Below are 25,430 nucleotides of genomic sequence, written 5' to 3'. Positions count from 1 at the left end.
CCCCGCCGATGGCGGGGGCCTTCTGCCTGCGCCTTGCGCTACGCGGTCGGCCTCGGGAGGGGCTTGCCGTACCAGAGTTCCACCAGACGGGCCGCGATGGAGATGCCCGCCGGCGGGAGCACCTCGCCCGCCTCGATCGCCTTGCGCAGGTCCTCGCGGGAGAACCAGCGGGCCTCCTGGATCTCGTCGCCGTCCACGGTGATCTCGGAGGTGGTGGCGCGAGCCGTGAAGCCCAGCATCAGGCTGTACGGGAACGGCCAGGGCTGGCTGGCGACGTAGTCGACCTCGCCGACCTTGACGCCCGCCTCCTCCCACACCTCGCGGATCACGGACTGCTCGATCGACTCGCCCGGCTCCACGAACCCGGCGAGGGTCGAGAAGCGGCCTTCCGGCCAGTGCACCTGGCGGCCCAGCAGCGCACGGTCCTGTTCGTCCGTGACCAGCATGATCACGGCCGGGTCGGTGCGCGGGTAGTGCTCGGCGCCGCAGCCCGGGCAGCGGCGGATGTGCCCGGCGGCCGCGACCACCGTGCGCTCGCCGCAGCGGGAGCAGAAGCGGTGCATGCGCTGCCAGTTCTCCAGCGCCACCGCGTGCACCATCAGCCCGGCGTCCCGCGCGGACAGCAGCATTCCGGCCTCGCGCAGACCGGCCGGGCGGGCCGACTGGTCCATGCGGCCGGGCAGCGAGTCCTTCTGCAGCGCGAAGTACCGTACGCCGTCCTCGTCGGTGCCCAGGAAGTACCGGTGGGTCTCGGTGACCGGGGCCTCGAAGGCCGGGGTCATCACGATGGCGGTGGCGCCGTCAGGGGTGTCGTCGATCAGGACCTGGCCGCCCGACACCACGAAGACACGGGTGCTGGGGTGGCTCCAGGCCGCGGCGAGCCATGCCTCGTCGAGGCGGTGGTGCGCGGCGCGGTCGATTCCGCTGGGCGCGGCGAGCGAGATCGGGCGCTCGGCATCGGTACGGGTGCTCACAGGTACTTCCAACTCCCCCGGTGGTAGGACACAGGCAGGCTCAGCAGGACGGGTGTGCGGGCGGGTGCGGCGGGTTGCGCGGTGGCGGGTGCGCGGTGGCGCGTGCGCGGTGGCGCGTGCGCGGTGGCGCGTGCGCGGTGGCGGGTGCGCGGTGGCGCGTGTCAGTCCGGTGTCATCCGGACACCGGCTTCCAGTGGGCGGCCAGGTCGCCCCACAGGTACGCCGCCGTCTCGACCCCCTTGGTGAGCAGGTCGAGCTCCACCTTCTCGTTCGGCGAGTGCCAGCCGTCGGAGGGTACGGAGATCCCGAGGAAGAGGACGGGGGCGCCCAGCACGTCCTGGAGGTCGGCCGCCGGACCCGAGCCGCCCTCGCGGGTGAACCGGACCTTCTGGCCGAAGGCCCGGCCCATGGCGCGGACGACCGACTGCAGCGCGGGGTGGTCCAGCGGGGTCAGGCACGGCCGGGTCGGGGCGCCGAAGGTGATGGAGTGCCGGATTCCGTCCGGGATCCGCTCGTCCACCCACTGGGTGAAGGCGGTCTCGACCTTGTACGGGTCCTGCCCGGAGACGAGTCGGAACGACAGCTTCACGTGTGCGGAGGCGGGCACGATGGTCTTGCCGCCCGGGCCCTGGTAGCCGCCGCCGATGCCGTTGACCTCGGCGGTCGGACGGGCCCAGACGCGCTCCAGCGTGGAGTAGCCCGCCTCGCCCGAGGCCGCGTGGGACTTGGCCGTACGGAGCCACTCGCTCTCGTCGAAGGGCAGCTCGGCGATCAGTGCGCGCTCGGCGTCCGTGAGCTCGGCGATGTTGTCGTAGAAGCCGGGGATCGTGACGCGCTCGTCCTCGTCGTGCAGGGCCGCGACGAGGCGGGCGGCGACGGTGGCCGGATTCGGCACGGCGCCGCCGAAGGCGCCCGAGTGGATGTCCTGGTCGGGGCCGTACAGGTCGATCTCGCAGTCGGCCACGCCGCGCATGCCGGTGCAGACGGTGGGGGTGGTCTCGGACCACATGCCTGTGTCGGAGACGATCACGACGTCGGCGGCGAGGCGGGCCGCCTCGCGCTCCACGAGGGCGCGGAAGTGCGGGGAGCCGGACTCCTCCTCGCCCTCGACGATCAGCTTGAGGTGCACGGCGGGGGCGGACGCGCCGGTCGCGGCGAGGTGGGCCCGCACGCCGAGGGTGTGGAAGAACACCTGCCCCTTGTCGTCGGCGGCGCCGCGTCCGTACATCCGGCCGTCCTTGATCACCGGCTCGAACGGGTCGGTGTGCCATCCGTCGGCGAGGGCGGCGGGCTGCACGTCGTGGTGTCCGTAGACCAGGACGGTGGGGGCGGCGGGGTCCTCGCTCGGCCATTCGGCGAAGACGGCGGGGGCGCCGGCCGTCCGCCACACCTCGGTGACCGGGAAACCCGTCTCCTTGAGCTTCGCGGCCAGCCAGTCCGCGCTGCGCCGTACGTCGTCCGCGTGCTCGGGCTGGGCCGAGACGGAGGGGATGCGGAGCCAGTCGGCGAGATCGTCGAGGAAGGCGGCGCGGTGCGTGTCGATGTACGTGCGGACGACGCTGTCCGCCTGGCTGTCGCTCATGCCTACGAGCCTAACCGTCTGTTCGAGGGTCGCTCTCCGTGTCCGTTTCGCCTTGGAGGATCCGCTCAAGACGGGCCCGGCCGGGAAGGTTCCGGGGGCGGATGACGCGGCCGCTGCGGACGTGCAGGAACGCGGCGGTGACCTCGCCGAGGGGGGTGTTCGTGGCTTCCGCCCAGGCCAGGCGGTAGACGGCGAGCTGGAGGGGGTCGGCTTCGGTGGTGCGGCCGGTCTTCCAGTCGACGATCTCGTAGCCCCCGTCGGGGTCGCGGTACACCGCGTCGATCCGGCCGCGGACCACCCGACCGGCGAGGGTCAGCTGGACCGGCACCTCCATCCGGTACGGGGTCCGGTCGGCGTACTCGCTCCGCTCGAACGCCGCCTTGAGGGAGTCGAGGTCGGCCTCGTCGGCGATGTCCTGGTCGGAGGGGTCCTGGCCGAAGCCGGAGCCGGGCAGGTCGGCGAGGGGGTCGAGGACGTCCAGGTGGGGCAGCGGGAGCTCGTCGAACCGGGACTCCACCCAGGCGTGGAACCGGGTGCCCTGGCGCGCCGCGGGCTGCGGCGGCTTGGGCATGGGGCGGGCCAGGTCGCGTACGAAGCCCTGCTCGTCCGCGGCGAGGCGCAGCAGCTGGCTCGCCGAGAGGGCGGACGGGAGCTCGACGTCGCGGACGGCCGCCCTGGCCCGGCGGAGCTCGCCCTCCAGGGCATCGAGGTCCCGGTCCCAGGAGGCGATGGCGCGGGCCTCTTCGGGAGTCGCTCCGGTGGCTGCGCCGGCGGCGGTGCGGTCGCCGTCGTGCGGCCACAGGTCGTCGGCGCCGGGCGCGGCGGGGTACGGCTCGGCCCGCGGCGGCCCGGGCGCGGCAGGCCGCGGTGCGTCGGCTTCCTCCGGCCAGAGGTCGGCGTGGGGATCCGCGGCGGGACCGTCCCCGGCCGGCTCCGGCCAGGGTTCCTCGTCGTAGGCGGGGTCTTCGCAGTCGGGGGGCCAGAGGTAGGGGTCCTCCGGGTGCGGCTCGGCGTGGGGGGCGGTGTCGGGCTCGGCCCGGGCCGGGGTGGGGTGGAGGTAGGACTCGACCAGGGTGGCCGCCGCCCTGCGCAGGGCCAGGGACTCCGGGTCCAGCGGGAGGGGCCAGGAGGTGTCCGGGGTGGAGTCCGTCGCCAGGGCCGGGTTCCCGGCGTCCGCCGCCGGGGTGTCGGCCCAGGCTTCGATCTCGCCGTGGCCGGACGCGCAGTGGTCGTGGAGCGCGGTGAGGAAGGCGGAGGGGCCGCGCGGCTTCTTCTGCGTCGGGCCCCACCAGTGGCCCGAGGCCAGCAGGAGGGAGCGCGGGCGGGTGAAGGTGACGTAGCCGAGGCGGAGTTCCTCGACCGCCTTGTGGGACTTCAGGGCCGACTTGAAGGAGCGCAGGCCCGCCGAGGTCCACTCCGGGGCGGCCGGTAGCGTCGGCGCGTCGCCGCGCAGGGCGTACGGGAGGACCTTCGCGTACGAGGTCCAGGCCTCCGGGGCCTTCTCCTTCGGGAACGAGCGCGCGCACAGGTCGGGGACCGCGACCACGTCCCACTCCAGCCCCTTGGACTTGTGGGCGGTCAGGACCTTGACCGTGTTCTCGCCGCCCGGCAGCGCGTGGTCCAGGCCCTTCTCGTACTGGGCCGCCGTGCGCAGGAAGGCCAGGAACGCCAGCAGGGACGCCTCGCCGTCCAGCGAGGCGAAGCCGGCCGCGACGTCCATGAAGTTCGACAGGGTCTCCCGGCGGCGGGCCGCCAGCGCGTGCGGGGACGAGGCCAGTTCCACGTCGAGGCCGGTCGTCGACAGCACCCGGTGCAGTACGTCCATCAGCGGGTCCGAGAGCGAACGCCGCAGGTCGCGGAGCTCCTGGGCCAGGTGCGCGAAGCGGACCCGGGCGGCGGCGGAGAAGGGCAGCTGGTCGGAGGCCGACTGCCCCGAGCCGTCCAGGAAGGTTTCGAGCGCGTCGGCCAGCGACACGATCTCCGCGGGGTCCACGCCCTCCACCGCCGCCGCGAGGCGGTCGTCCCCGGCGCCCGGCGCGCGGGCGATCAGGGCGCGGGCCCGCCGGCCCAGCAGCGCCAGGTCCCGTGCGCCGATCCGCCAGCGCGGCCCGACGAGGAGCCGGACGAGCGAGGCGTTGGCGCCGGGGTCCTGGAGGACCTCGCAGACGGCGACGAGGTCCGCGACCTCGGGGAGGTGCAGGAGACCGGACAGGCCGACCACCTCGACGGGGACGTCCCGCTCGACGAGGACCGCCTGGATCCGCGCGAAGTCCCCGCCCGAGCGGCACAGGACGGCGATCTCGCGCGGCTGCGTGCCCGTGCGGACCAGGTGGGCGACCGAGTCCCCGAGCCAGTCGAGCTCCTGCGCGTGGGTCTCCAGCAGCGCGCAGCGCACCAGGCCGTCGGACTCGGCGCCCGGCGCGGGGCGCAGCGCCTCGACGCCCTCGTGCATCGCGCGGAGCGGGGCGGCGAGATCGTTGGCCAGGTCCAGGAGCCGGCCGCCGCTGCGCCGGTTCTCGCTGAGGGAGAAGCGGGTGGCGGGGCGCCCGTCGGCGTACGGGAAGTGCTCGGGGAAGTCGTCGAGGTTGGCCACGGAGGCGCCGCGCCAGCCGTAGATCGCCTGGCAGGGGTCGCCCACGGCGGTCACCGCGTGCCCGGTGCCCCCGCCGAACAGCCCGGACAGCAGCAGGCGCTGCGCGACCGAGGTGTCCTGGTACTCGTCGAGCAGCACCACCCGGAACTCCTCCCGCAGCAGCGCCCCCACCTCGGGCCGGGTGGTGGCGAGCTGCGCGGAGAGGGCTATCTGGTCGCCGAAGTCGAGGAGGTCGCGGGAGCGTTTGGCGGCGCGGTAGCGCTCGGTCAGCTCCAGCAGTTCGAGGCGACCGCGGACGGCTTCGGGGACCTTGCGCAGGTCCTCGTTGCTCAGCTTGGTGTCCGCGAGGGCGGAGAGGAGCTCCGTGTCGTACGCGCGCAGCCGCTCCGGCGGTACGAGGTGCTCCGAGAGCTCCCCGTCGAGCGCGAGGAGGTCCCCGACCAGGTCGGGGAGGGACTTGGTGAGGGCCGGATACGGGCCGGGGGCCTCGCGGAGCACGCGGGCGGCGAGCTGGAAGCGGGTGGCGTCGGCGAGCAGCCGGGCGCTGGGCTCCAGGCCGATGCGCAGGCCGTGGTCCTTGAGGAGCTGGCCGGCGAAGGCGTGGTACGTCGAGATCCGCGGCTCGCCGCCGGCCCCGGCATCGGCCGGGGAGGGGTCCGGATCGCTGATGCCGGCCCGCGCGAGGGCTGTGCGTACGCGCTCGGCGAGCTCGCCGGCGGCCTTGTTGGTGAAGGTCAGGCCGAGGACCTGTTCCGGCGCGACCGCGCCGGTGCCGACGAGCCAGACCACACGGGCCGCCATGACGGTGGTCTTGCCGGAACCGGCGCCGGCCACGATGACCTGGGGGGCGGGCGGGGCGGTGACGCAGGCCATCTGTTCGGGCGTGAAGGGGATCCCCAGGAGCTCCTTGAGCTGCTCGGGATCGGTGAGGGCCGGTACCGGCGGTGCGGCCTGTGAGGACTGGGGCACCGGGGACACCGGGGGATCGGACGGACGCGCGGACACCTGAAAAGGCTAGCCGCCCGCACCGACAGTCCCCGCCGCCCGGGCTACTGCACCGTCTGGCGGCCCTCCGGGCGGCCGCTGCAGGAGTTGCGGAAGGAGCAGTGGTCGCAGTGCTTGCCGGTGGCGGGCGCGAAGCGTTCGTCGAGGACCCGGCCGGCGGCGGTGGCGAGGAGGTCGCCGACCCACTCGCCGGACGCGCCGCCCTCCAGTGCCTGCTGCGCCTGGATCCTGGGGACCGTGTCCCCGCCGTCGCGCTGGGCGGCGCCCTGGCGCAGCTGGACGAGCTCGGCTCCGCCCGGTTCGGGGCGCAGGCCCTCGAAGACCTCGTCGACGGCGCCCTCGCGCACGGCGAGCTGGTAGACGGCGAGCTGCGGGTGGCGCGACACCTCGTCCTTGGTGGGCGCGGACTTGCCCGTCTTGAAGTCGACGACGTACGCGCGGCCCTGCGGGTCCGCCTCGACCCGGTCCATGGATCCCCTGACCCGGACGGCGTACTCGCCCGCTTCGAGGGTGACGTCGAAGTCGTGCTCGGTGGCCACGGCGGCGCGGCCCCCGCGGTCGGTGTTGTGCCAGCGCAGGAAGCGTTCCAGGGCGGCGCGGGCGTTGTCCTTCTCCTGGCGGGACTTCCAGGGGGCGTCGAAGGAGAGGGCGTCCCAGACGGAGTCGAGGCGTTCCATGAGGACGGCGAGGTCGGCGGGGGTGCGGCCGGAGGCGACCTCGTCGGCGAGCACGTGGACGACGTTGCCGAAGCCCTGGGCGGCGGTGGAGGGGGCGTCGGCCTTGACCTCGCGGCCCAGGAACCACTGGAGGGAGCAGGTGTTGGCGAGCTGGTCCAGGGCGGAGCCGGACAGGGCCACGGGGTGGTCCCGGTCGCGCAGCGGAACGCTGCTGCGGGTGGGCTCGTACAGCCCCCACCAGCGCTGCGGGTGCGCCGCGGGGACCAGTGGGCGGTCCTCGTCGTCGGTGAGCACGGCGAGGCGGGCCAGGCGCCGGGCGGCGGCGTCGCGCAGGGCGGGCGAGGCCTCGGGGTCGACGGTGGTGGCGCGGAGTTCCGCGACGAGCGCGGGGACGGCCAGGGGGCGGCGGGGACGTCCGGTGACGTCCTTGACGGGTACTCCGAGCTCGGTGAGGAGCCGGGAGGGCTGGTCCCCGTCCTCGGCGGGCGCCTTGACGGCGGTGACGACGAGGCGGTCGCGGGCGCGGGTGGCGGCGACGTAGAACAGGCGGCGCTCCTCGGCGAGGAGCGCGCCGGGGGTGAGCGGCTCGGCGAGGCCGTCGCGGCCGATGCGGTCGGCTTCGAGGAGGGAGCCGCGGCGGCGCAGGTCCGGCCAGAGGCCTTCCTGGACGCCCGCGACGACGACGAGTCCCCACTCCAGCCCCTTGGAGCGGTGGGCGGTCATGAGGCGGACGGCTTCGCGGCGGGTGGCGCGGGCGGTCAGGGTGTCGCCCGCGATGTCCTCGGCTTCGAGCTGCTCGAGGAAGTTGAGCGCGCCGCGGCCGCCGGTACGTTCCTCCGCGCGGGCGGCGGTGTCGAAGAGCGCGCAGACGGCGTCGAGGTCGCGGTCGGCGTTGCGGCCGGCGGGGCCGCCGCGACGGGCACCGCGTTCGAGGCGCTGCGGCCAGGGGGTGCCGTCCCAGAGGATCCACAGCACCTCTTCGGCGGTGCCGCCGCCGGCGAGGAGCTCACGGGCCTTGCGCAGCAGCAGGCCGAGGCGCTGCGCTCCGCGGGCGTAGGCGGGGTCGTGGGCGACCAGCCGCTCCGGCTCCGCGAGGGCGCGGGCGAGCAGGACGTCGGACGGCGCGGGTGCCTTGACCCCGGCGGCCCGTTCCTCGTCGCGCAGCGCACGGCCGAGGCGGCGCAGATCGGCGGCGTCCATCCCGCCGAGCGGCGAGCAGAGCAGCACGGTGGCGGCCTCGACCCCGATCCACCCGGCATCCGCCTGCCCGAGGCCTGCGGCGTGCTCGGGGGTGTCGGCGTGCTCGGGGGTGTCGGCGTGCGCCTCGCCGGCGGCGTCCGCGACGGCAGCGGCGTCGGGAGCGGCAACGGCGACAGCAGCGGCGTCGGCGACGGGCGCCTCGGGAGCAGCCGGGGCCGGCTGTGGCGGGGTGGCGCGGCCCGTTGGGGGGAGGGCGGATTCGGCGAGGGTGCGGAGGGCGGTGAGGAGGGGGGCTGTCGCCGGTTCGTGGCGCAGGGGGGTGTCCGTGCCGTCCGTTTCGGCCGGGACGCCCGCCGCGATCAGGGCGCGGCGCATCTGCGGCAGGGTGCGGCCGCCCGCGCGGACCAGGACGGCCATGTCCTGCCACGGCACGCCCTCCTCCAGGTGGGCCCGGCGCAGCACGTCGGCGATGTTGTCCAGTTCCGCGCCGGCCGTGGGGTAGGTGAACACCTCGACCCGGCCGCCCTCGCGGGTCGACGCGAGCGCGCGGTGGGCCCGTACCGCCGCCGAGGGCAGGCGCGGCACCGGCATACGGGAGGTGAGCACGCGGGTGGCGGTCAGGAGTGCGGCCGACGAGCGGCGGGAGACCGTCAGGGCCCGGATCTCCGCTCCCGGGAAGGAGGTCTCGAAGTCCAGGATGTTGTTGATGTCCGCGCCCCGGAAGGCGTAGATCGACTGGTCCGGGTCGCCGAAGGCGGTCAGCCGGCCCGCCGGGCCGGCCAGCGCGCGCAGCAGCCGCAGCTGCGAGGCGTCGGTGTCCTGGTACTCGTCCACGTAGATCACGTCGTACAGGGACGAGAGCGAGGGGGTGCGCTCCGCCAGGAGGACGGCGCGGTGGAGGAGTTCCGCGTAGTCCAGGGTGCCCTGGAGGTCCAGGACGTCCAGGTACTCGGAGAGGAAGGCCGCCGCCGCCTTCCAGTCCGGCCGGCCCAGGCGGGACGCGAAGTCGGACAGGGCGGCGGGCCCCAGGCCGAGCTCGCGGGCGCGGGCGAGCACCGCGCGGACCTCGTCCGCGAAGCCGCGCGTGGTCAGCGCGGCCCGCAGGTCGTCCGGCCACCGGATGGCGGCGCCGGCGGGCAGCCGGCGCTGGCCCTCCAGCAGGGTGCGGACCATGACGTCCTGCTCCGGCCCGGACAGCAGCCGCAGCGGGTCCGCGAACAGGTCGGTGTCCTGGTGGGCGCGGACCAGCCCGTAGCAGAAGGAGTGGAAGGTGGTGGCCTGCGGAGCCCGCGCGCCGCCGAGCCGCAGGGCGGTCCGGTCGCGCAGTTCCACCGCGGCCTTGCGGCTGAAGGTGAGGATCAGGACGCGCGCGGGGTCGGTCCCGGACTCGACTCGGGCGGCGACCGCCTCGACCAAGGTGGTCGTCTTTCCGGTGCCCGGTCCGGCCAGGACCAGCAGAGGACCGCCGGCGTGGTCAACCACAGCCCGCTGCGCTGCGTCCAGCACAGGGGGATCCACCCGTTCCGCGCCGGTGCGCACCAGGCGGTACGCGTCCGGGGTCCGCGTACGCCGCCGCTCGGTGCGGTGGCCGCCGTCGGAGGAAGAGGTGTTCACGTGGGGTGCCGGTCCTGGTGGGTCTGCTGTCGCAGCGGTCGCTGCCGTGGTGACGGCCCGAGCCGGAGCCGCGGTCGGGACCGCGGTCGAGGCCTGAGCCGAAGGGGCAACGCTACGGCAAGGCGTGCGGCGCGCGCAGTTCCCCCGGGACAGCCGGCCGGACCTCCGCCCGGACCTGCGTCCCGGCTGCCATCCGGGCCCACGCGTCCCCCGTACGGGGCTTCGCACGTCCCTTCGACCGCCCCTCCGGGCCCCACATGGCCGAAGCTGTCACATGTGACCTTCGTCCCGCCCGGCGTCCCCGTCCCAGCGCGCCCGCCGCATGTCGAGCCTCGGTTCGCCGTCGCCGGTCAGGCGCAGCGGGGTGGCCTCGGCCCGGTAGTTCTCCAGCGCGCGCCGCTCGCTGCCGGGCAGCGGTCGGCCGTCCGCCCGCACCACGCGCCACCAGGGCACGGCTCCCCCGTACAGCGCCATGACGCGGCCCACCTGACGGGGTCCGCCCTCGCCGAGCCACTCCGCGACGTCGCCGTACGTCATCACCCGGCCGGGCGGAATCCGCTCGGCCGCCTCCAGCACCCGCTCCGCGTACGCCGGCAGCTCTTCGCTCATTCGGCCCATGGTGCCGCACGGGACCGACATGTGGATGGAAGCCTGCGTTCCGGACCGGCTCGCACCCTGCTGCCCCGTGCGGCCGCCGGTCCGTGCCACCATCTTCCGGGCGGTGACGCGTGATACGTGATCAAGAAGAGATGGAAGTGACGGGAAAGGAGCAGGGTGTGAGTCCTCCGGACGGCGCGGCGACGGACGACGGCGCGCGCCCAGACGGCGGCCCCTCGGCGCGCCCCGCGGTGAGCCCCGCGCCGGGGCCCGAGGACGCACCCGGCCCGGAGGGCGCACCCGTCGGGGAGGACGCACCCGTCCCTGAGGACGCACCCGTCCCTGAGGACGCACCCGGCCCCGAGGCCGTCCCCGGCGGCGCGGCGGGCCCCGGAGCGGCCACGGCCCCACGGGCCATGGCCGGTTCCCCGGACATCGATGCCCCGCACGGCCACGCCCCGACGGCCGCCGACCAGGTCGAGGTCGACGAGCCGCTGCTCGCCGCCCGCGTGCACCGCCCCTCCGACCTCGTCCGGCTCCTCGTCGGCGTCCTCGGCATCGCCGTGGTCCTCGCCATCGCGGCCTTCGCCCACGGCACCACCGCGGGCCTGGAGGCCGACATCAGCAACGGCACCGGGCAGGCCCCGGACCTGCTGATCAAGGTGGCCGGGCTGGTGTCGAGCATCGCCGTGCTCCTCGTACCGGTCGCCTTCGCCATCGAGCGGCTGATCAAACGCGACGGACTGCGCATCGCCGACGGCGTGCTCGCCGCCGTCCTCGCGCACGGGGTCACCCTCGCCACCGACCTGTGGGTGTCCCAGGGGGCCTCGGAGACCATCCAGGACGCCCTCACCCGCCCCACCGGAGCCGGCGGCGCACTCACGGATCCGGTGCACGGCTACCTCGCGCCGGTGATCGCGTACATGACCGCCGTCGGGATGACCCGGCGGCCGCGCTGGCGCGTCGCGCTGTGGGTGGTCCTGCTGCTGGACGCCTTCGCGATGCTGGTCAGCGGCTACACCACACCCTTCTCGATCATCCTGACCGTGCTGATCGGCTGGAGCGTCGCGTACGGAACCCTGTACGCGGTCGGCTCGCCGAACGTCAGGCCCACCGGGCAGAACCTGCTCGCCGGGCTGCGCCGGGTGGGCTTCCAGCCCGTCAGCGCCATGCGCGCCGAGGCCCCGGAGGGTCCCGACAGCACCGAGGTCAGCGACCGGGGCCGGCGCTACCACGTCACCCTGGAGGACGGTCCGCCGCTCGACGTCACCGTCGTGGACCGCGAGCAGCAGGCCCACGGCTTCTACTACCGGGTGTGGCGCCGCCTCACGCTGCGCGGCATCACCACCCGTCGCAGCCTGCAGTCACTGCGCCAGGCGCTGGAACAGGAGGCGCTGCTGGCGTACGCGGCCATCGCCGCCGGAGCCAACGCGCCCAAGCTCATCGCCACCTCCGAGCTGGGCCCGGACGCCGTGATGCTCGTCTACGAGCACCTGGGCGGCCGGAGCCTGGACCAGCTGGCCGACGAGGAGATCACCGACGACCTGACCCGCAACGCCTGGCAGCAGGTACGGGCCCTGCAGTCCCGGCGGATCGCGCACCGGCGGCTGACCGGGGACGCCCTCGTGGTGGATCGTTCCGGCAGCATCATCCTGACCGACCTGCGCGGCGGCGAGATCGCGGCCGGCGACCTCGTGCTGCGCATGGACATCGCGCAGCTGCTCACCACCCTCGGCCTGCGGGTCGGTGCCGAGCGCTCGGTCGCCTCGGCGGTGTCGGTGCTCGGCCCGGACGCGGTGGCGGACTGCCTGCCGCTGCTCCAGCCGATCGCGCTGAGCCGCTCCACGCGGGCCACGCTGCGCAAGCTCGCACGGGAGCGGGCGGACCGGGAGCGGGAGGCGGTACTGGAGTCCTCACGGGCGGCGAAGGCCGCGCGCGGGGCCGACTCCGCCTCGACCTCGGCGCGCTCCGCCGTCGAGAGGAAGGCCGAGAAGAAGGCCCTGGACGACGCGCTCGACGGGGCCCGCGAGGAGGATCTGCTGAGCCAGATCCGCCAGCAGGTGCTGCTAATCCGCCCGCAGGCGCCGGTGGAACCGGCCCGGCTGGAGCGGATCCGGCCGCGCACGCTGGTGTCGTTCATCGCGGGCGCGTTCGGTGCGTACTTCCTGATCACGCAGATCGCGCACGTGGACTTCGCCACCACGATCGGCGAGGCGCAGTGGGGCTGGGTCGGGGTGGCGCTCGCCTTCTCGGCGCTCACCTATTTCGCGGCGGCGATGAGCCTGCTGGGCTTCGTGCCCGAGCGGGTTCCGTTCCTGCGGACCGTACTGGCCCAGGTCGCCGGGTCCTTCGTGAAGCTGGTGGCTCCGGCCGCGGTCGGCGGTGTCGCGCTGAACACCCGCTTCCTCCAGCGGGCGGGCATCCGGCCGGGGCTGGCGGTGGCCAGTGTGGGCGCCTCCCAGCTGTTCGGGCTGGCGAGCCACATCCTGCTGCTGCTGTCCTTCGGCTATCTGACGGGGACCGAGAAGACCCCCGAGATGACCCCGTCGAGGACGGTCATCGCGGGTCTGCTGACCGTGGCCGTGCTGGTGCTGGTGGTCACGGCGGTGCCGTTCCTGCGGAAGTTCGTGGTGACCCGGGTACGGGCCCTGTTCGCAGGGGTCGTCCCGCGCATGCTGGACGTGCTCCAGCGACCGCAGAAGCTGCTGACCGGCATCGGCGGCATGCTGCTGCTGACGGGCTGCTTCGTGATGTGCCTCGACGCCTCGATCCGCGCGTTCGGCGGCGGCGAGGCCATCAGCTACGCGAGCATCGCGGTGGTCTTCCTGGCCGGCAACGCCCTCGGCTCGGCGGCGCCGACCCCGGGCGGCATCGGCGCGGTGGAGGGTGCGCTGACGCTGGGTCTGGTCGCGGCGGGGCTGGACGGCCAGGTGGCGTTCTCGGCGGTGCTGCTGTTCCGCGCGGTGACGTTCTGGCTGCCGGTGCTGCCGGGATGGATCTCCTTCAACTTCCTGACGCGCAAAGAGGCCATCTAGGGCTTCGGATCCCTGGGGCCCCGGGCCCCAGGGGCTTCGGGGCCCTAAAACCTTGGAGCTCTGCCGGTGCGCCTGCCTAGGCTGGTCGGATGAACGGGATCGAGAGGGTCGCCGACCACCGCGAGTGGCGGAGCGGGTTCGAGGAGCGGGTGCTGGCCGGGTACCGGGCCGCGGGGTGCTCGGAGCCGCTGGCCCGGGCCCTGCTGGACCGGGCCCTGAAGGGCGTCGACGACTGGACGGTGGCCACGGACGGCACCGGGTGGATCGCCGTCGGGGTGGCCGAGAAGGACGGGGCGACCGTCGGCACGATCCACGATCTGACCGCGGCGGCGGGGCGCGAGTGGGCCGAGCGGTGGTGCGCCGAGCGGGGCGCGCGGCGGGTGGAGGTGCGCATCACCGGCGGCGGAGCGGGGGCCTTCGCGGACTACCCCGTACGGGGGCAGAACCGGATGCGCGCGGCGGCCGAGCGGCCCGGGCTGCCGGCCGAACTGACCGTCCGCCGGCTCACCGAGCAGGAGTACCCCGCCTGGTACGCCGCCGAGGAGGCCGGCTACGTCGCGGACATCGTCCGGGCCGGGGCCCTGACCCCGGAACAGGCCAGGGAGAAGTCCGACGCGGACTTCGCCCGCCACCTGCCGCAGGGCTACCAGACCCCGGGGCACGCGTTCTACGCGATGGAGGCCGGGGGCGTGGTGATCGGCACGGGCTGGGTGAACCACGGCTTCCTGCCGGGCGTGACCTTCGGCTTCTCGCTGGAGGTGCACGAGGAGCACCGCGGCAAGGGCTACGGCCGGGCCGCGATGGCCGTCGGCGAGTGGGCCGCCCGGCAGGGCGGCGACGAGGTGATGATGTTCAACGTCTTCGGCGGAAACGAGGTCGCGATGAGCCTGTACGACAGTGCCGGTTTCGCCGTGCTGGACGAGTTCCGCTCGATCGAGCTCTGAGGACCGCCGCGCGGCAGGACCCTCAGTGGAGCAGCAGGAGCGAGGCGAGCAGCCCCACCGAGGCGGCGAGTTCGAGGGCTCCGACGACCGGCACCTTGACCCCGCGCCCCGGGAGGGCGGCCGCGCGGGCCAGGTAGGCCGCGAAGGGGATCGCCAGCCACGGGCACAGGAGGGCCGCGAGGGCGGTGGCCGCCGCATGGTAGGCCACCGAAGCGCGGTAGTACGTACGGGAGTTCCGCTCCCGGATCATCGTCTTCACGTACGGGACGGTGCCCCCGAAGTACAGCAGGCAGGCGGCGGTGGGCGCCCACGGCAGTCCGCCGCCGCCCAGCCGCGCGGCGACCAGCAGCATCCCGCACGCCGGGACCACCGCCGCCACCCCGTTGAGCAGGGCCCGCTCCCGGCCCCGCCACGCGTACCAGGTGTTCACCGCCACGAACGGGGCCGCCGCCGCGCCCGCGAGGAGCAGCCAGGGGTGGAGCACCGCGAGCGGAATCGCGGCCAGGGCGGCGGCGGCACCGACGACGAGCGCCGGGCGGACGTGGCCCCGGGCCACCGCCGGCCGCCGGGCGGCGACCCGGCGCAGGCGTAGCCACTGCTGGGCGTGGAAGACCGCGACGTAGCCGAGCAGCCAGGCCGCCAGGAGCACCGCGTGCGCCCACCCCGGCCGCGGGGAGAGGAAGGTGCCCGCGAGGAACGGGACGGCGAGCATCGCCCACGCCCCGTGCTGGTCGGGTATCCAGGCCGTGCTCTTTCCCCTGTTGCGCGACACCTTCGGCGAACCCTTCCGCTCATTGGCATTCGGACACGTATTCATCCGGGTTCGATACCGGAGTTGACCTCTTCCAGCGTGACATCCACTCGGCCTGCGAAAGACCGGAATTAGGTCATGGCGGTAGGGGACCTTTGTCATCGGATTCGCCTCCGCGCCGGGCGTAGCGTCGTGTCTGGGTCATCTTGCCCGGACCCCGCACCGCCTTTTATTCCGGCCTGGAGGGTCGCCTTGCACGAGCGCCACGGACGTCGAGATCACCAGGACGCCGCCGATTCGCTGATCAAGGCGGGCAGCTTCTTCACACGCGCCGAGGTCTCGGACGACCTGCGGAGGGTCCACCGGACCGGTGGGCGCGCCGCGGAGGCGTTCTACCGGGACCGGTGGAGCCACGACAAGGTCGTGTACTCCACCCACGGCGTGAACTGCACCGGTTCCTGCCGGTGGAAGGTCTTCGTCAAGGACGGGATCATCACCTGGGAGACCCAGTCCACCGACTACCCCTCCGTGGGCCCCGACAGCCCCGAGTACGAGCCGCGCGGCTGCCCGCGCGGTGCTTCGTTCTCCTGGTACTCCTACTCCCCCACCCGGGTGCGCTACCCGTACGTCCGCGGCACCCTCCTGGAGATGTACCGCGAGGCCAAGGCGCGCCTGGGCGACCCGGTCGAGGCCTGGGCCGACATCCAGTCCGACCCGGTCCGTCGGCGTACGTACCAGCGGGCGCGCGGCAAGGGCGGGCTGGTCCGCGCGACGTGGGAGGAGGCGACGGAGATCGTCGCCGCCGCGCACGTGCACACGATCAAGGATCACGGCCCGGACCGTGTCGCCGGCTTCTCGCCGATCCCGGCGATGTCGATGGCCTCGCACGCCGCCGGCGCCCGTTTCCACTCGCTCATCGGCGCGCCGATGCTGTCCTTCTACGACTGGTACGCCGACCTGCCGGTCGCCTCCCCGCAGGTCTTCGGCGACCAGACGGACGTCCCCGAGTCGGGCGACTGGTGGGACGCCGCGTACCTGATGATGTGGGGCTCGAACGTCCCCGTCACCCGGACCCCCGACGCGCACTGGATGGCCGAGGCCCGCTACCGCGGCCAGAAGGTCGTCGCCGTCTCCCCCGATTACGCGGACAACACGAAATTCGCCGACGAATGGATGCACCCGCACCCCGGTACGGACGGTGCGCTCGCCATGGCGATGGGCCACGTCATCCTCAAGGAATTCTTCGTCGACCAGCAGACCCCCTTCTTCACGGATTACGTCCGGAAGTACACGGACCTGCCTTTCCTGGTGTCGCTCCAGCAGACCGATCAGGGTCTGGTCCCGGGCAAGTTCGTCACGGCCGCCGATCTCGGCCGGACGGACGGTCCGGAGGGCGAGAACGCACAGTGGAAGACCGTGCTGATCGACGACACGACCGGCGAGGCCGTCGTGCCGAACGGCACCCTCGGGCACCGCTGGGGCAAGAACGAGAAGCCGGAGTGGAACCTCGACCTCGGCGACACCGTCCCGCGCCTGACCCTCCAAGGCACCGCCGACGAGAGCGTGGAGATCATCCTCCCGCGTTTCGAGGACGACGAGCGGGGCGTAGGCGAGGACGGGAAGCCGCGCGGCACGATCCGCCGCGGTGTGCCCGTACGACGCCTCGTGACCGCCGGCGGGGACCGGCTCGTCACGACCGTCTTCGACCTGATGCTGGCCCAGTACGGCGTCGGCCGCGAGGGCCTGCCCGGCGTGTGGCCCACCGGCTACGAGGACGCGAGCGCCCCGGGCACCCCGGGCTGGCAGGAATCGCTGACCTCGGTGCCCGCCGCCCAGGCGGCGCGCGTGGCGCGGGAGTTCGCCCGGACGGCCGAGCAGTCCGAGGGCCGCTGCATGATCCTGATGGGCGCCGGCACGAACCACTGGTTCCACTCCGAGACCATCTACCGCTCCTTCCTCGCCCTGCTCACCCTCACCGGCTGCCAGGGCCGCAACGGTGGCGGCTGGGGCCACTACGTCGGCCAGGAGAAGTGCCGCCCGGTCACCGGCTGGGCCACGCTGGCCGCCGCTTCCGACTGGTCGCGCCCGCCGCGCCAGATGATCGGCGCGGCCTGGTTCTACCTGCACACCGACCAGTGGCGCTACGACACCCTCCCCGCGGAGGCGCTCGCCTCCCCGCTGGCCACCGGTGCCTTCGAGGGCATGACGGGCTCGGACTGCCTGGCGGCGAGCACCCGGATGGGTTGGATGCCCTCGTACCCGACCTTCGACCGCAACCCGCTGGAGCTGGCCGAGGCCGAGGACCCTGTCGCGGAGACGGTCCGGCAGCTCAAGAGCGGCGAGCTCGGTTTCGCCGGCGAGGACCCGGACGCCCCGCACAACTGGCCGCGCGTGCTCAACGTGTGGCGGGCCAACCTGCTGGGCTCCAGCTCCAAGGGCAACGAGTACTTCCTCAAGCACCTCCTGGGCACGCACTCCAACCTCCCCGAGGACGGGCCGCGCTGCACGCCGAAGGACGTGACGTACCGGGAGGAGGACGTGGAGGGCAAGCTCGACCTGCTCATGTCCATGGACTTCCGGATGACGTCGACGACGCTCCTGTCCGACGTGGTCCTCCCGGCCGCGACCTGGTACGAGAAGCACGACCTGTCGTCCACGGACATGCACCCCTTCCTGCACGCCTTCACCCCGGCCGTGGACCCGCCGTGGCAGGCCCGCTCCGACTACGACGCCTTCAAGGGCCTGGCCGAGCGCTTCGGCGAGCTCGCCAGGACCCACCTGGGCGTGCGCAAGGACCTGGTCGCCACCGCGCTGCAGCACGACACCGCGGGCGGTGAGATGGCCCAGCCCGGCGGCGTCGCGCTGGACTGGTCGAAGGGCGAGTGCGAGCCGGTACCCGGCAGGACGATGTACAACCTGACGGTCGTGGAGCGCGACTACGGGGCGGTCGGCGAGAAGTTCGCCGCGCTCGGCCCGCTCGTCGACACGCTCGGCGTGACGACGAAGGCGATCACCTTCGACGTGGGCGAGGAGGTCGCCTACCTCGGCGCGAAGAACGGCACGGTCCGCGGCGGCGCCGCCGACGGCCGTCCCCGCCTGGAGACCGCCCAGCAGGCGTGCGAGGCGATCCTGTCCCTGTCCGGCACCAGCAACGGCCGTCTGGCCACCCAGGGTTTCGAGACCCTGGAGAAGAAGGTCGGCACGCACATGGCCCACCTGGCCGCCGAGGCCGAGGGCAAGCGGATCACGTTCGCCGACACCCAGGCCCGCCCGGTCCCGGTGATCACCTCGCCCGAGTGGTCGGGCTCCGAGGCCGGCGGGCGCCGGTACACGGCCTTCACGGTCAACACCGAGCACCTCAAGCCCTGGCACACCCTCACCGGCCGCCAGCACTTCTTCATCGACCACGACTGGCTGCACGAGGTGGGCGAATCTCTGCCCGTCTACAAGCCGCCGCTGAACATGCACACCCTGTACGGGGAGCCCGAGCTCGGCACGGTCGACGAGAAGGCGAAGTCGGTGGCCGTCCGGTACCTGACCCCGCACAACAAGTGGGCCATCCACAGCCAGTACCAGGACAACCTGTACATGATGACCCTGGGCCGCGGCGGCCAGACGGTGTGGATGTCCCCGCAGGACGCCGAGGCGATCGGGGTCGCGGACAACGACTGGATCGAGGCGGTCAACCGCAACGGCGTGATCACCGCCCGCGCGATCGTCTCGCACAAGATGCCGCCCGGCACGGTCTACATGAACCACGCGCAGGAGCGCACGGTCGGCGTCCCCAAGACGGAGAAGACGGGCCGCCGCGGCGGCATCCACAACTCGCTGACCCGGGTGATGCTCAAGCCCACCCACCTCATCGGCGGTTACGCCCAGCTGACCTGGGCCTTCAACTACCTCGGCCCGACCGGCAACCAGCGCGACGAGGTGACGGTCATCCGCCGCCGCGACCAGAAGGTGGAGTTCTAAGAGCATGGCCCCTCGCGAAGCGAAAATCGGACGCGTCATGGCACAGGTCGCGATGGTCATGAACCTCGACAAGTGCATCGGCTGCCACACCTGCTCGGTCACCTGCAAGCAGGCGTGGACCAACCGGCAGGGCACCGAGTACGTCTGGTTCAACAACGTCGAAACCCTCCCCGGCCAGGGTTACCCGCGCCGCTGGGAGGACCAGGAGAAGTGGAAGGGCGGCTGGGAGCGCACCCGCTCCGGCAGGCTCCGCCTCAGGGCGGGCGGGCGGCTCGCCAAGCTGGGCAAGATCTTCGCCAACCCGGACCTGCCGGAGATCAACGACTACTACCAGCCCTGGACGTACGAGTACAAGAACCTCACCGAGGCCCCGGCGGGCGACGACATGCCCACCGCCCGGCCCGTCTCGCAGGTCACCGGCGAGCCGATGGACAAGATCGAGTGGGGTCCCAACTGGGACGACAACCTCGGCGGCGCCCCCACGCACGCGCCGAAGGACCCGATCGTCGAGAAGATCCGCGACGAGGTCGGCGAGAAGATCCGCTTCGAGTTCGAGCAGAGCTTCATGTTCTACCTCCCGCGCATCTGCGAGCACTGCCTCAACCCCGCGTGCGTCTCCTCCTGCCCCTCGGGCGCGATGTACAAGCGCGAGGAGGACGGCATCGTCCTGGTCGACCAGGACCAGTGCCGCGGCTGGCGCATGTGCGTGACCGGGTGCCCGTACAAGAAGGTGTACTTCAACCACCAGACCGGCAAGGCCGAGAAGTGCACGTTCTGCTTCCCGCGCATCGAGGTCGGCATGCCGACCGTGTGCTCGGAGACCTGCGTGGGCCGGATGCGCTACCTCGGCGTGATGCTCTACGACGCCGACAGGGTCGCGCAGGCCGCCGCGGTCGAGGACGAGCACGATCTGTACCCTTCCCAGGTCGAGTGCTTCCTGGACCCGGACGATCCGGCCGTCATCGCCGCCGCCCGCGCGGCCGGCATCACCGACGAGTGGATCGAGGCGGCGCGGCGCTCGCCCGTCTACGACCTGATCGCCACCTACCAGGTCGCCCTCCCGCTCCACCCGGAGTACCGGACGATGCCGATGGTCTGGTACGTCCCGCCGCTCTCCCCCGTCGTCGAGGCGGTCGCCGCCACCGGCAGCGACGGCGAGGACGCCGGCAACCTCTTCGGCGCCATCGACGCCATGCGCATCCCCGTCGAGTACCTCGCCGCGATCCTCACGGCCGGTGACACCCAGCCGGTGGAGGCGGTGCTGCGCCGGATGGCCGCGATGCGCTCCTACATGCGCCGGGTCAACCTGGGCGAGGAGCGGGACGAGTCGATCGCGCGGGCCGTGGGGCTGTCGGGCCAGGAGATGGAGGACATGTTCCGCCTCCTGGCCGTCGCCAAGATCGAGGACCGCTTCGTGGTCCCGAGCGCCGCCCGCGCCGAGGCCGACGCGCTCGCCGACTCCCACCCGCTGGACCCCGACGTCCCGGGCTGCCCGGTGGGCGCACTGCCCGAGCCCCGGGCGATGCTCAACCTCGGTGCCACGAGGATGAGTTCGTGAGCGCGTACCCGAAGAGCGGCGATGCCCTCGTACGCCTGGTCGCGGGCTGCGTCCTGCAGTACCCCGGCGACTACTTCCACGATGAACTCCCCCGGCTCCGTGCGGCCCTCGCCGGGGCGCCCGCCGAACCGGCCCGGCTGCTCGGCTCGTTCCTCGACGAGGCCGCGCGGCAGACCCCGATCGAGCTGTGCGCCCAGTACACCTCGACCTTCGACACCCGTAACCGGCGCTGCCTCTACCTCACCTGGTGGGTGGACGGGGACACCCGCCGGCGCGGGCTGTCCCTGGTCCGGTTGAAGCGGATCTACCGCGATTTCGGCCTGGAGTTCGCGGGCGAGGAGCTGCCCGACTTCCTGCCGGTGGCCCTGGAGTTCGCGGCCCGCGAGGAGGAGGCCGGCACCGAGTTGCTCCAGGAGCACCGGGCCGGGCTGGAGCTGCTGCGGCTCGCGCTCACCGAGTCCTCCTCCCCGTACGCCCGGGTCCTGGAAGCCGTCTGCGCGACACTTCCCGGGCCCTCCCCCGAGACCAAGGCCGAGGCCAAGGCGCTGGCGAGGAACGGGCCGCCGCAGGAGCTGGTGGGCGCGGGCTCGGCGCTCGAACCCTTCGGGCCGGGCCTCGACATGCCGGCCGACTTCCCCTCGGCGGCTCCGACCGACCTCCCGTGGCCCACGACACCCGAAAGGCTGCCCGCCTGATGGACCTCCTCCTGTGGGGCGTCTTCCCGTACGTCTCGATCGCCCTGCTGATCGCGGGCACGGTCTGGCGGGCCCGCTTCGACAAGTTCGGCTGGACCACGCACTCCTCGCAGCTGCACGAGTCGCGGCTGCTGCGCATCGGCTCGCCGCTCTTCCACTTCGGCATGCTCTTCGTGGTCCTGGGCCACGTCGTGGGCCTGCTCGTCCCCAAGAGCTGGACCGACGCGGCGGGCCTGAGCGATCACGCGTACCACCTGATCGCCCTGGCCACCGGCACGGTCGCCGGCGTCGCGGCCGCCGCCGGCATCGGGATCCTGGTCTACCGGCGCTTCAAGGTGCCGGCCGTGCGCAGGGCGACGCTGCGCAGCGACCACATGATGTACGCGTGCCTGCTCGGTGCGATGGTGCTCGGGCTGACGGCCACGATGCTGAACTCGGCCGGGATGATGGGCGGTTACAACTACCGCGACGGCATCTCCCTGTGGTTCCGCAGCCTGTTCACCCTCACCCCGGACTACCACCTGATGGCCGGCGCCCCGCTCGCCTTCAAGCTCCACATCGTCTTCGGCTTCGTCCTGTTCACGCTGATCCCGTACTCGCGTTTGGTGCACATGTTCTCGGTACCGCTGAAGTACCTGTTCCGGCCGTACGTCGTCTACCGCAGGCGGGACCCGAAGCAGCTCGCCAACCGCCCGGGCAAGCGTGGCTGGGAGCGGGTGTCGTGACCCGTCGCCCCGAACGCACCGTCGTCCGCCGGCCCCGGCACGCGGTCTCCGACCGGCCCTTCATCGTGATCTGGGAGGCGACGCGGGCCTGCCCGCTGGCCTGCCTGCACTGCCGGGCCGAGGCGCAGACCGTCCGCGACCCCGAGGAGCTCGACGGCTCGGACGCCCGGCGGGTGATGGACCAGATCGCCGCCTTCGGCAAGCCCAGTCCGCTCTTCGTGATCACCGGCGGGGACCCCTTCCAGCGCGCCGACCTCACCGACCTGGTGGCGTACGGGACCTCGCTCGGCCTGCGGGTCGCCGTGTCCCCGTCGGGCACGCCGACGCTGACCCGCGAGAACCTCACGGCGGTACGGGAAGCGGGTGCCATCGCGCTCTCGCTCTCCCTGGACGGTTCGACGGCCGGTCGGCACGACGCCTTCCGGGGTGTTCCCGGGGTCTTCGACTGGACGCTGGACGGCTGGCGGGCCGCCCGGGAGCTCGGGCTCAAGGTCCAGATCAACACCACGGTCACCCGCACCGGCCTGGAGGACCTGGCCGACGTCGCGGCGCTGGTCAAGCGGGAGGGCGCGATGCTGTGGTCCGGGTTCATCCTGGTCCCCACCGGGCGCGGCGAGCAGTTGGACTCCCTGACCGCCGCCGAGACCGAGGACGTCCTGCACTTCCTGTACGACTGCGGGGCGGTGATGGCCACCAAGACGACCGAGGGCCACCACTTCCGGCGGGTCGCGCTGCAGCGGACCGTCCTGGACGCTCGCGGCGAGCGGCCCGTGCTGGGCGGGCTCTACGAGCGCCTCTCGGCCCGCGCCCGCGAGCTGGGGGTCTTCGAGGGCGAGCGGCGGGCCGTGCGCCGGCCGCCCATGGACGTCTCCTCGGGCCGCGGCTTCGTCTTCATCTCGCACACGGGCGAGGTGCACCCCAGCGGCTTCCTGCCCGTCTCGGCGGGCAACGTGAAGAACCACCCGCTGACGGAGATCTACCGGGGCTCGGCGCTGTTCACCAAGCTCCGCGACCCCTCGCTGCTGCGCGGGAAGTGCGGGGCCTGCGAGTTCAAGACGGTGTGCGGGGGCTCGCGCTCGCGGGCGTACGGCTTCACGCGCGACGTCCTGGAAGCGGACCCGTACTGCGCGTACGAGCCGGGCAGCTTCCCGTACCAGGAGGAGATCAAGGCTCTGGCCGAAAGCATGAGGCGCTGAATCACCGCGTTCCCATATGTTTCACATGGGAACATATCGGCCCCTTGGGCCACGGGAGAACACAATGCGTTCAGTGATCGTCATCGGTGGCGGAATCAGCGGTCTGGCCGCCGCATGGCAGTTGCGCGGCCAGGCCGACGTGACCCTGCTGGAAAGCAACGCCAAGGTCGGCGGGAAGCTCCGGACCGGCACCATCGCCGGCATCACCGTCGACGAGGGCGCCGAATCCCTCATGGCCCTGCGCCCGGAGGCCGTGGAACTGGCCGCCGCCGTCGGACTCGGCGACGCCCTCTGCGACCCGGCCAAGGCCCCCACCACCATCTGGACCAACGGCGGACTGCGCCCACTGCCCGCCGGCCACGTGATGGGCGTCCCCACCGACCCCTCCGCACTGATCGGCACCGGACTGCTCTCCCCCGAGGGCATCGCGCGCGTCGCCGCCGAGGAGTCCCTCCCGGCCACCGCACTCACCGAGGACTGCTCGGTCACCGAGTACCTGGCGGCCCGCTTCGGCCAGGAGGCCGTCGACCGCCTCGTCGAACCGATGCTCGGCGGCGTCTACGCCGGCCTCGCCGAACGGCTCTCGCTGCGCGCGGCCATGCCCCGCATCGCGGCCCTCGCGGAACAGGGCGCCCCCCTCCTCCCGGCCCTGCTCCGGATGCGCGCGGCCGGCGCCCCGCGCTCGGCGGCCGTGGCCGTCCAGGGCGTGGTCGGCGGCACCGGACGCTTCCCCGCGGCCGTCGCGGAATCCTGCGGGGCCCGCATCCTCACCGGCACGACGGCCCGCTCCCTGCAGCAGGTCGCGGGCGGCCGCTGGCGGGTCTCGGCGATGACCGGCGACGGCGCGCTGACCATGGAGGCGGACGCGGTCGTCCTCGCCCTGCCCGCCTTCGCGGCGGCCGAGCTGCTGCGCCCCCACTCCCCCCTCGCCGAGGCCGAACTCTCCTCCATCCCGCACGCCTCGACGGCCGTGATCACCATGGCCTTCTCCCGCGCCCAGGCCCACTTCCTCCCCGAGGGCAACGGCTTCCTGGTCCCGCCGGTGGACGGGCACACCCTGAAGGCGGCGTCCTTCCTCTCCAACAAGTGGTCCTGGCTGCGCGACGCCGCCCCCGAGACCTTCGTGCTCCGCGCCTCCATCGGCCGGATCGGCGAGGACGAGCTGCTCAGCCGCCCCGACCGCCACCTGGTCCGCTCGGCCATCACCGAACTGCACCACGCGGTCGGCCCGATGGGCGAACCCCTGGCCACCCGCGTCACCCGCTGGGACCGGGGCCTGCCGCAGTACGGGGTCGGCCACCGCGAACGCGTCGCCCGGATCCGCGAGGCCGCCGGCAAGCTCCCGGGCATCGCCCTGTGCGGGGCGGCGTACGAGGGCGTGGGCGTGGCCGCCTGCGTCGCGACGGGGCGCGCGGCGGCGAAGCAGATCCTGGCGCAGCCGTAGGTTTTGTACCGGGCGGGTATCAGGCAGCGCTCGACCGGTCATCCAATCGGTCCGCCGGGCCGCGGCGGACCGGGCCGCGGTCGCAGCTGCCATATCGTTCCTTCCAGGTCGCCGTCCGCCGAACAGGAGCCATCCGCCCGTGTCCTCCCCCACTCCGGTTCGCGTGCTGTTGGTGGAGGACGACGAACTGATGCGCCGGTCCTTCACCGTCGCCCTGGAGCGCTACGGCTACCGCGTGAAGGCCGCCGCCGACGGTCTCACCGGTCTCGAGTCCTTCCGCGACGACAGCTTCGACCTGCTGATCCTGGACGTGATGCTGCCCGGCCTGGACGGGATCGGCCTGTGCCGGCGGGTACGCGAGAGCAGCCTGGTACCCGTCCTGATGATGTCGGCGCGCGGCGACGGGCTGGACATCGTCGCCGGCCTGGAGGCCGGGGCCGACGACTACGTGGTCAAACCCGTGGACACCAATGTGCTCGTGGCGCGCATCCGCTCGCTGCTGCGGCGCGCGACCTACGCGCCCGCCCCGGCGGCCGCTCAGGCCGCGGGCGACGGGCCGGGACCGGCCCCGTCCGAGGGGGAGCTGCTGACCTTCGGGGACCTGACCCTCCACACCGGCGCCCTGGAGGTGGCCGTCTCCGGCACCCCGGTGGCGCTGACCCCGACCGAACTGAAGCTGCTGCTGGAGTTCGCCGCCCACCCCGGCGTCGTGCTGGAGCGGCACACTCTGCTGCGCAACGTCTGGGACTACGGCTGGGACGGCGACAGCCGGGTCGTGGACCTGTGCGTGCAGCGGCTGCGCGGCAAGCTCGGCCGGGACCGGATCGAGACGGTCCGCGGCTTCGGCTACAAGCTCAGGCGCTGAGGC

Annotated in this window: 15 protein-coding genes; 9 read left to right on the top strand and 6 right to left on the bottom strand. The window is 73.2% G+C overall.

Annotation, left to right across the window (positions count from 1 at the left end; all coding sequences use genetic code 11):
- Window positions 1-38 precede the first annotated feature (38 nt).
- The 5 genes from nudC to OG389_RS25015 all read right to left on the bottom strand — a co-directional run bounded on the left by nudC (window position 39) and on the right by OG389_RS25015 (window position 10,284).
- Window positions 39-986: an NAD(+) diphosphatase gene (gene nudC, locus OG389_RS25035; RefSeq protein WP_328300693.1), complete on the bottom strand. Its 948-nt coding sequence runs from the start codon at window positions 984-986 to the stop codon at window positions 39-41.
- Window positions 987-1,146: 160 nt separating this feature from the next.
- The gene (locus OG389_RS25030) at window positions 1,147-2,556 is read right to left on the bottom strand and encodes a dipeptidase (RefSeq protein WP_328300692.1); all 1,410 of its coding nucleotides are present in this window, start codon (window positions 2,554-2,556) and stop codon (window positions 1,147-1,149) included.
- A gap of 10 nt (window positions 2,557-2,566) precedes the next feature.
- Window positions 2,567-6,118 carry an ATP-dependent DNA helicase gene (locus OG389_RS25025; RefSeq protein WP_328304071.1) on the bottom strand — a complete coding sequence of 1,184 codons (3,552 nt, stop codon included), beginning with the start codon at window positions 6,116-6,118 and terminating at the stop codon, window positions 2,567-2,569.
- Window positions 6,119-6,198: 80 nt separating this feature from the next.
- On the bottom strand, window positions 6,199-9,645 hold the full coding sequence (locus tag OG389_RS25020; protein ID WP_328300691.1) for an ATP-dependent helicase: 3,447 nt from the start codon (window positions 9,643-9,645) through the stop codon (window positions 6,199-6,201).
- Between the two features lie 270 nt (window positions 9,646-9,915).
- Window positions 9,916-10,284 carry an MGMT family protein gene (locus OG389_RS25015; RefSeq protein WP_328300690.1) on the bottom strand — a complete coding sequence of 123 codons (369 nt, stop codon included), beginning with the start codon at window positions 10,282-10,284 and terminating at the stop codon, window positions 9,916-9,918.
- Between the two features lie 110 nt (window positions 10,285-10,394).
- Here OG389_RS25015 and OG389_RS25010 point away from each other — a divergent pair, with 110 nt between their 5' ends.
- The gene (locus tag OG389_RS25010) at window positions 10,395-13,277 is read left to right on the top strand and encodes a lysylphosphatidylglycerol synthase domain-containing protein (protein WP_443059336.1); all 2,883 of its coding nucleotides are present in this window, start codon (window positions 10,395-10,397) and stop codon (window positions 13,275-13,277) included.
- 89 nt (window positions 13,278-13,366) lie between these two features.
- Window positions 13,367-14,221 carry a GNAT family N-acetyltransferase gene (locus OG389_RS25005; RefSeq protein WP_328300688.1) on the top strand — a complete coding sequence of 285 codons (855 nt, stop codon included), beginning with the start codon at window positions 13,367-13,369 and terminating at the stop codon, window positions 14,219-14,221.
- A gap of 22 nt (window positions 14,222-14,243) precedes the next feature.
- Here OG389_RS25005 and OG389_RS25000 read toward each other — a convergent pair whose 3' ends face one another.
- Window positions 14,244-14,993 carry a YwiC-like family protein gene (locus OG389_RS25000; RefSeq protein ID WP_328300687.1) on the bottom strand — a complete coding sequence of 250 codons (750 nt, stop codon included), beginning with the start codon at window positions 14,991-14,993 and terminating at the stop codon, window positions 14,244-14,246.
- Between the two features lie 231 nt (window positions 14,994-15,224).
- Between OG389_RS25000 and OG389_RS24995 the strand changes: the two genes are divergently transcribed.
- From OG389_RS24995 to cseB, 7 genes are all read left to right on the top strand, one after another.
- Window positions 15,225-18,944 carry a nitrate reductase subunit alpha gene (locus tag OG389_RS24995; protein ID WP_328300686.1) on the top strand — a complete coding sequence of 1,240 codons (3,720 nt, stop codon included), beginning with the start codon at window positions 15,225-15,227 and terminating at the stop codon, window positions 18,942-18,944.
- Between the two features lie 37 nt (window positions 18,945-18,981).
- Window positions 18,982-20,502 carry a nitrate reductase subunit beta gene (gene narH, locus OG389_RS24990; protein ID WP_443059335.1) on the top strand — a complete coding sequence of 507 codons (1,521 nt, stop codon included), beginning with the start codon at window positions 18,982-18,984 and terminating at the stop codon, window positions 20,500-20,502.
- Complete coding sequence (gene narJ, locus OG389_RS24985; protein ID WP_328300684.1) at window positions 20,499-21,197, top strand: nitrate reductase molybdenum cofactor assembly chaperone; 699 nt, start codon at window positions 20,499-20,501, stop codon at window positions 21,195-21,197. The genes narH and narJ overlap by 4 nt, the downstream gene beginning before the upstream one ends.
- Complete coding sequence (gene narI / locus OG389_RS24980) at window positions 21,197-21,922, top strand: respiratory nitrate reductase subunit gamma (protein ID WP_328300683.1); 726 nt, start codon at window positions 21,197-21,199, stop codon at window positions 21,920-21,922. Before narJ ends, narI begins: the two co-directional genes overlap by 1 nt.
- Window positions 21,919-23,118, top strand: coding sequence for a TIGR04053 family radical SAM/SPASM domain-containing protein (locus tag OG389_RS24975; protein ID WP_328300682.1), 1,200 nt, complete (start codon window positions 21,919-21,921; stop codon window positions 23,116-23,118). The genes narI and OG389_RS24975 overlap by 4 nt, the downstream gene beginning before the upstream one ends.
- A 64-nt stretch (window positions 23,119-23,182) precedes the next feature.
- Window positions 23,183-24,562, top strand: a complete 1,380-nt coding sequence (gene hemG / locus OG389_RS24970; RefSeq protein ID WP_328300681.1) for a protoporphyrinogen oxidase — start codon at window positions 23,183-23,185, stop codon at window positions 24,560-24,562.
- 139 nt (window positions 24,563-24,701) lie between these two features.
- Window positions 24,702-25,427 carry a two-component system response regulator CseB gene (gene cseB / locus OG389_RS24965; RefSeq protein WP_328300680.1) on the top strand — a complete coding sequence of 242 codons (726 nt, stop codon included), beginning with the start codon at window positions 24,702-24,704 and terminating at the stop codon, window positions 25,425-25,427.
- The last annotated feature ends 3 nt before the right edge of the window (window positions 25,428-25,430 follow it).

Source organism: Streptomyces sp. NBC_00435 (assembly GCF_036014235.1).
In the GTDB taxonomy this organism is placed as follows: domain Bacteria; phylum Actinomycetota; class Actinomycetes; order Streptomycetales; family Streptomycetaceae; genus Streptomyces.
This window is presented reverse-complemented; position numbering and strand designations above follow the sequence as displayed.

What these genes read in the sequence shown, in the direction of transcription:
- OG389_RS25030 (WP_328300692.1), bottom strand. Translation starts at nt 2,556, where the DNA reads ATGAGCGACAGCCAGGCGGACAGCGTCGTCCGCACGTACATCGACACG.
- OG389_RS25015 (WP_328300690.1), bottom strand. Translation starts at nt 10,284, where the DNA reads ATGTCGGTCCCGTGCGGCACCATGGGCCGAATGAGCGAAGAGCTGCCG.
- OG389_RS25010 (WP_443059336.1), top strand. Translation starts at nt 10,395, where the DNA reads ATGGAAGTGACGGGAAAGGAGCAGGGTGTGAGTCCTCCGGACGGCGCG.
- OG389_RS25005 (WP_328300688.1), top strand. Translation starts at nt 13,367, where the DNA reads ATGAACGGGATCGAGAGGGTCGCCGACCACCGCGAGTGGCGGAGCGGG.
- narH (WP_443059335.1), top strand. Translation starts at nt 18,982, where the DNA reads ATGGCACAGGTCGCGATGGTCATGAACCTCGACAAGTGCATCGGCTGC.
- narI (WP_328300683.1), top strand. Translation starts at nt 21,197, where the DNA reads ATGGACCTCCTCCTGTGGGGCGTCTTCCCGTACGTCTCGATCGCCCTG.
- hemG (WP_328300681.1), top strand. Translation starts at nt 23,183, where the DNA reads ATGCGTTCAGTGATCGTCATCGGTGGCGGAATCAGCGGTCTGGCCGCC.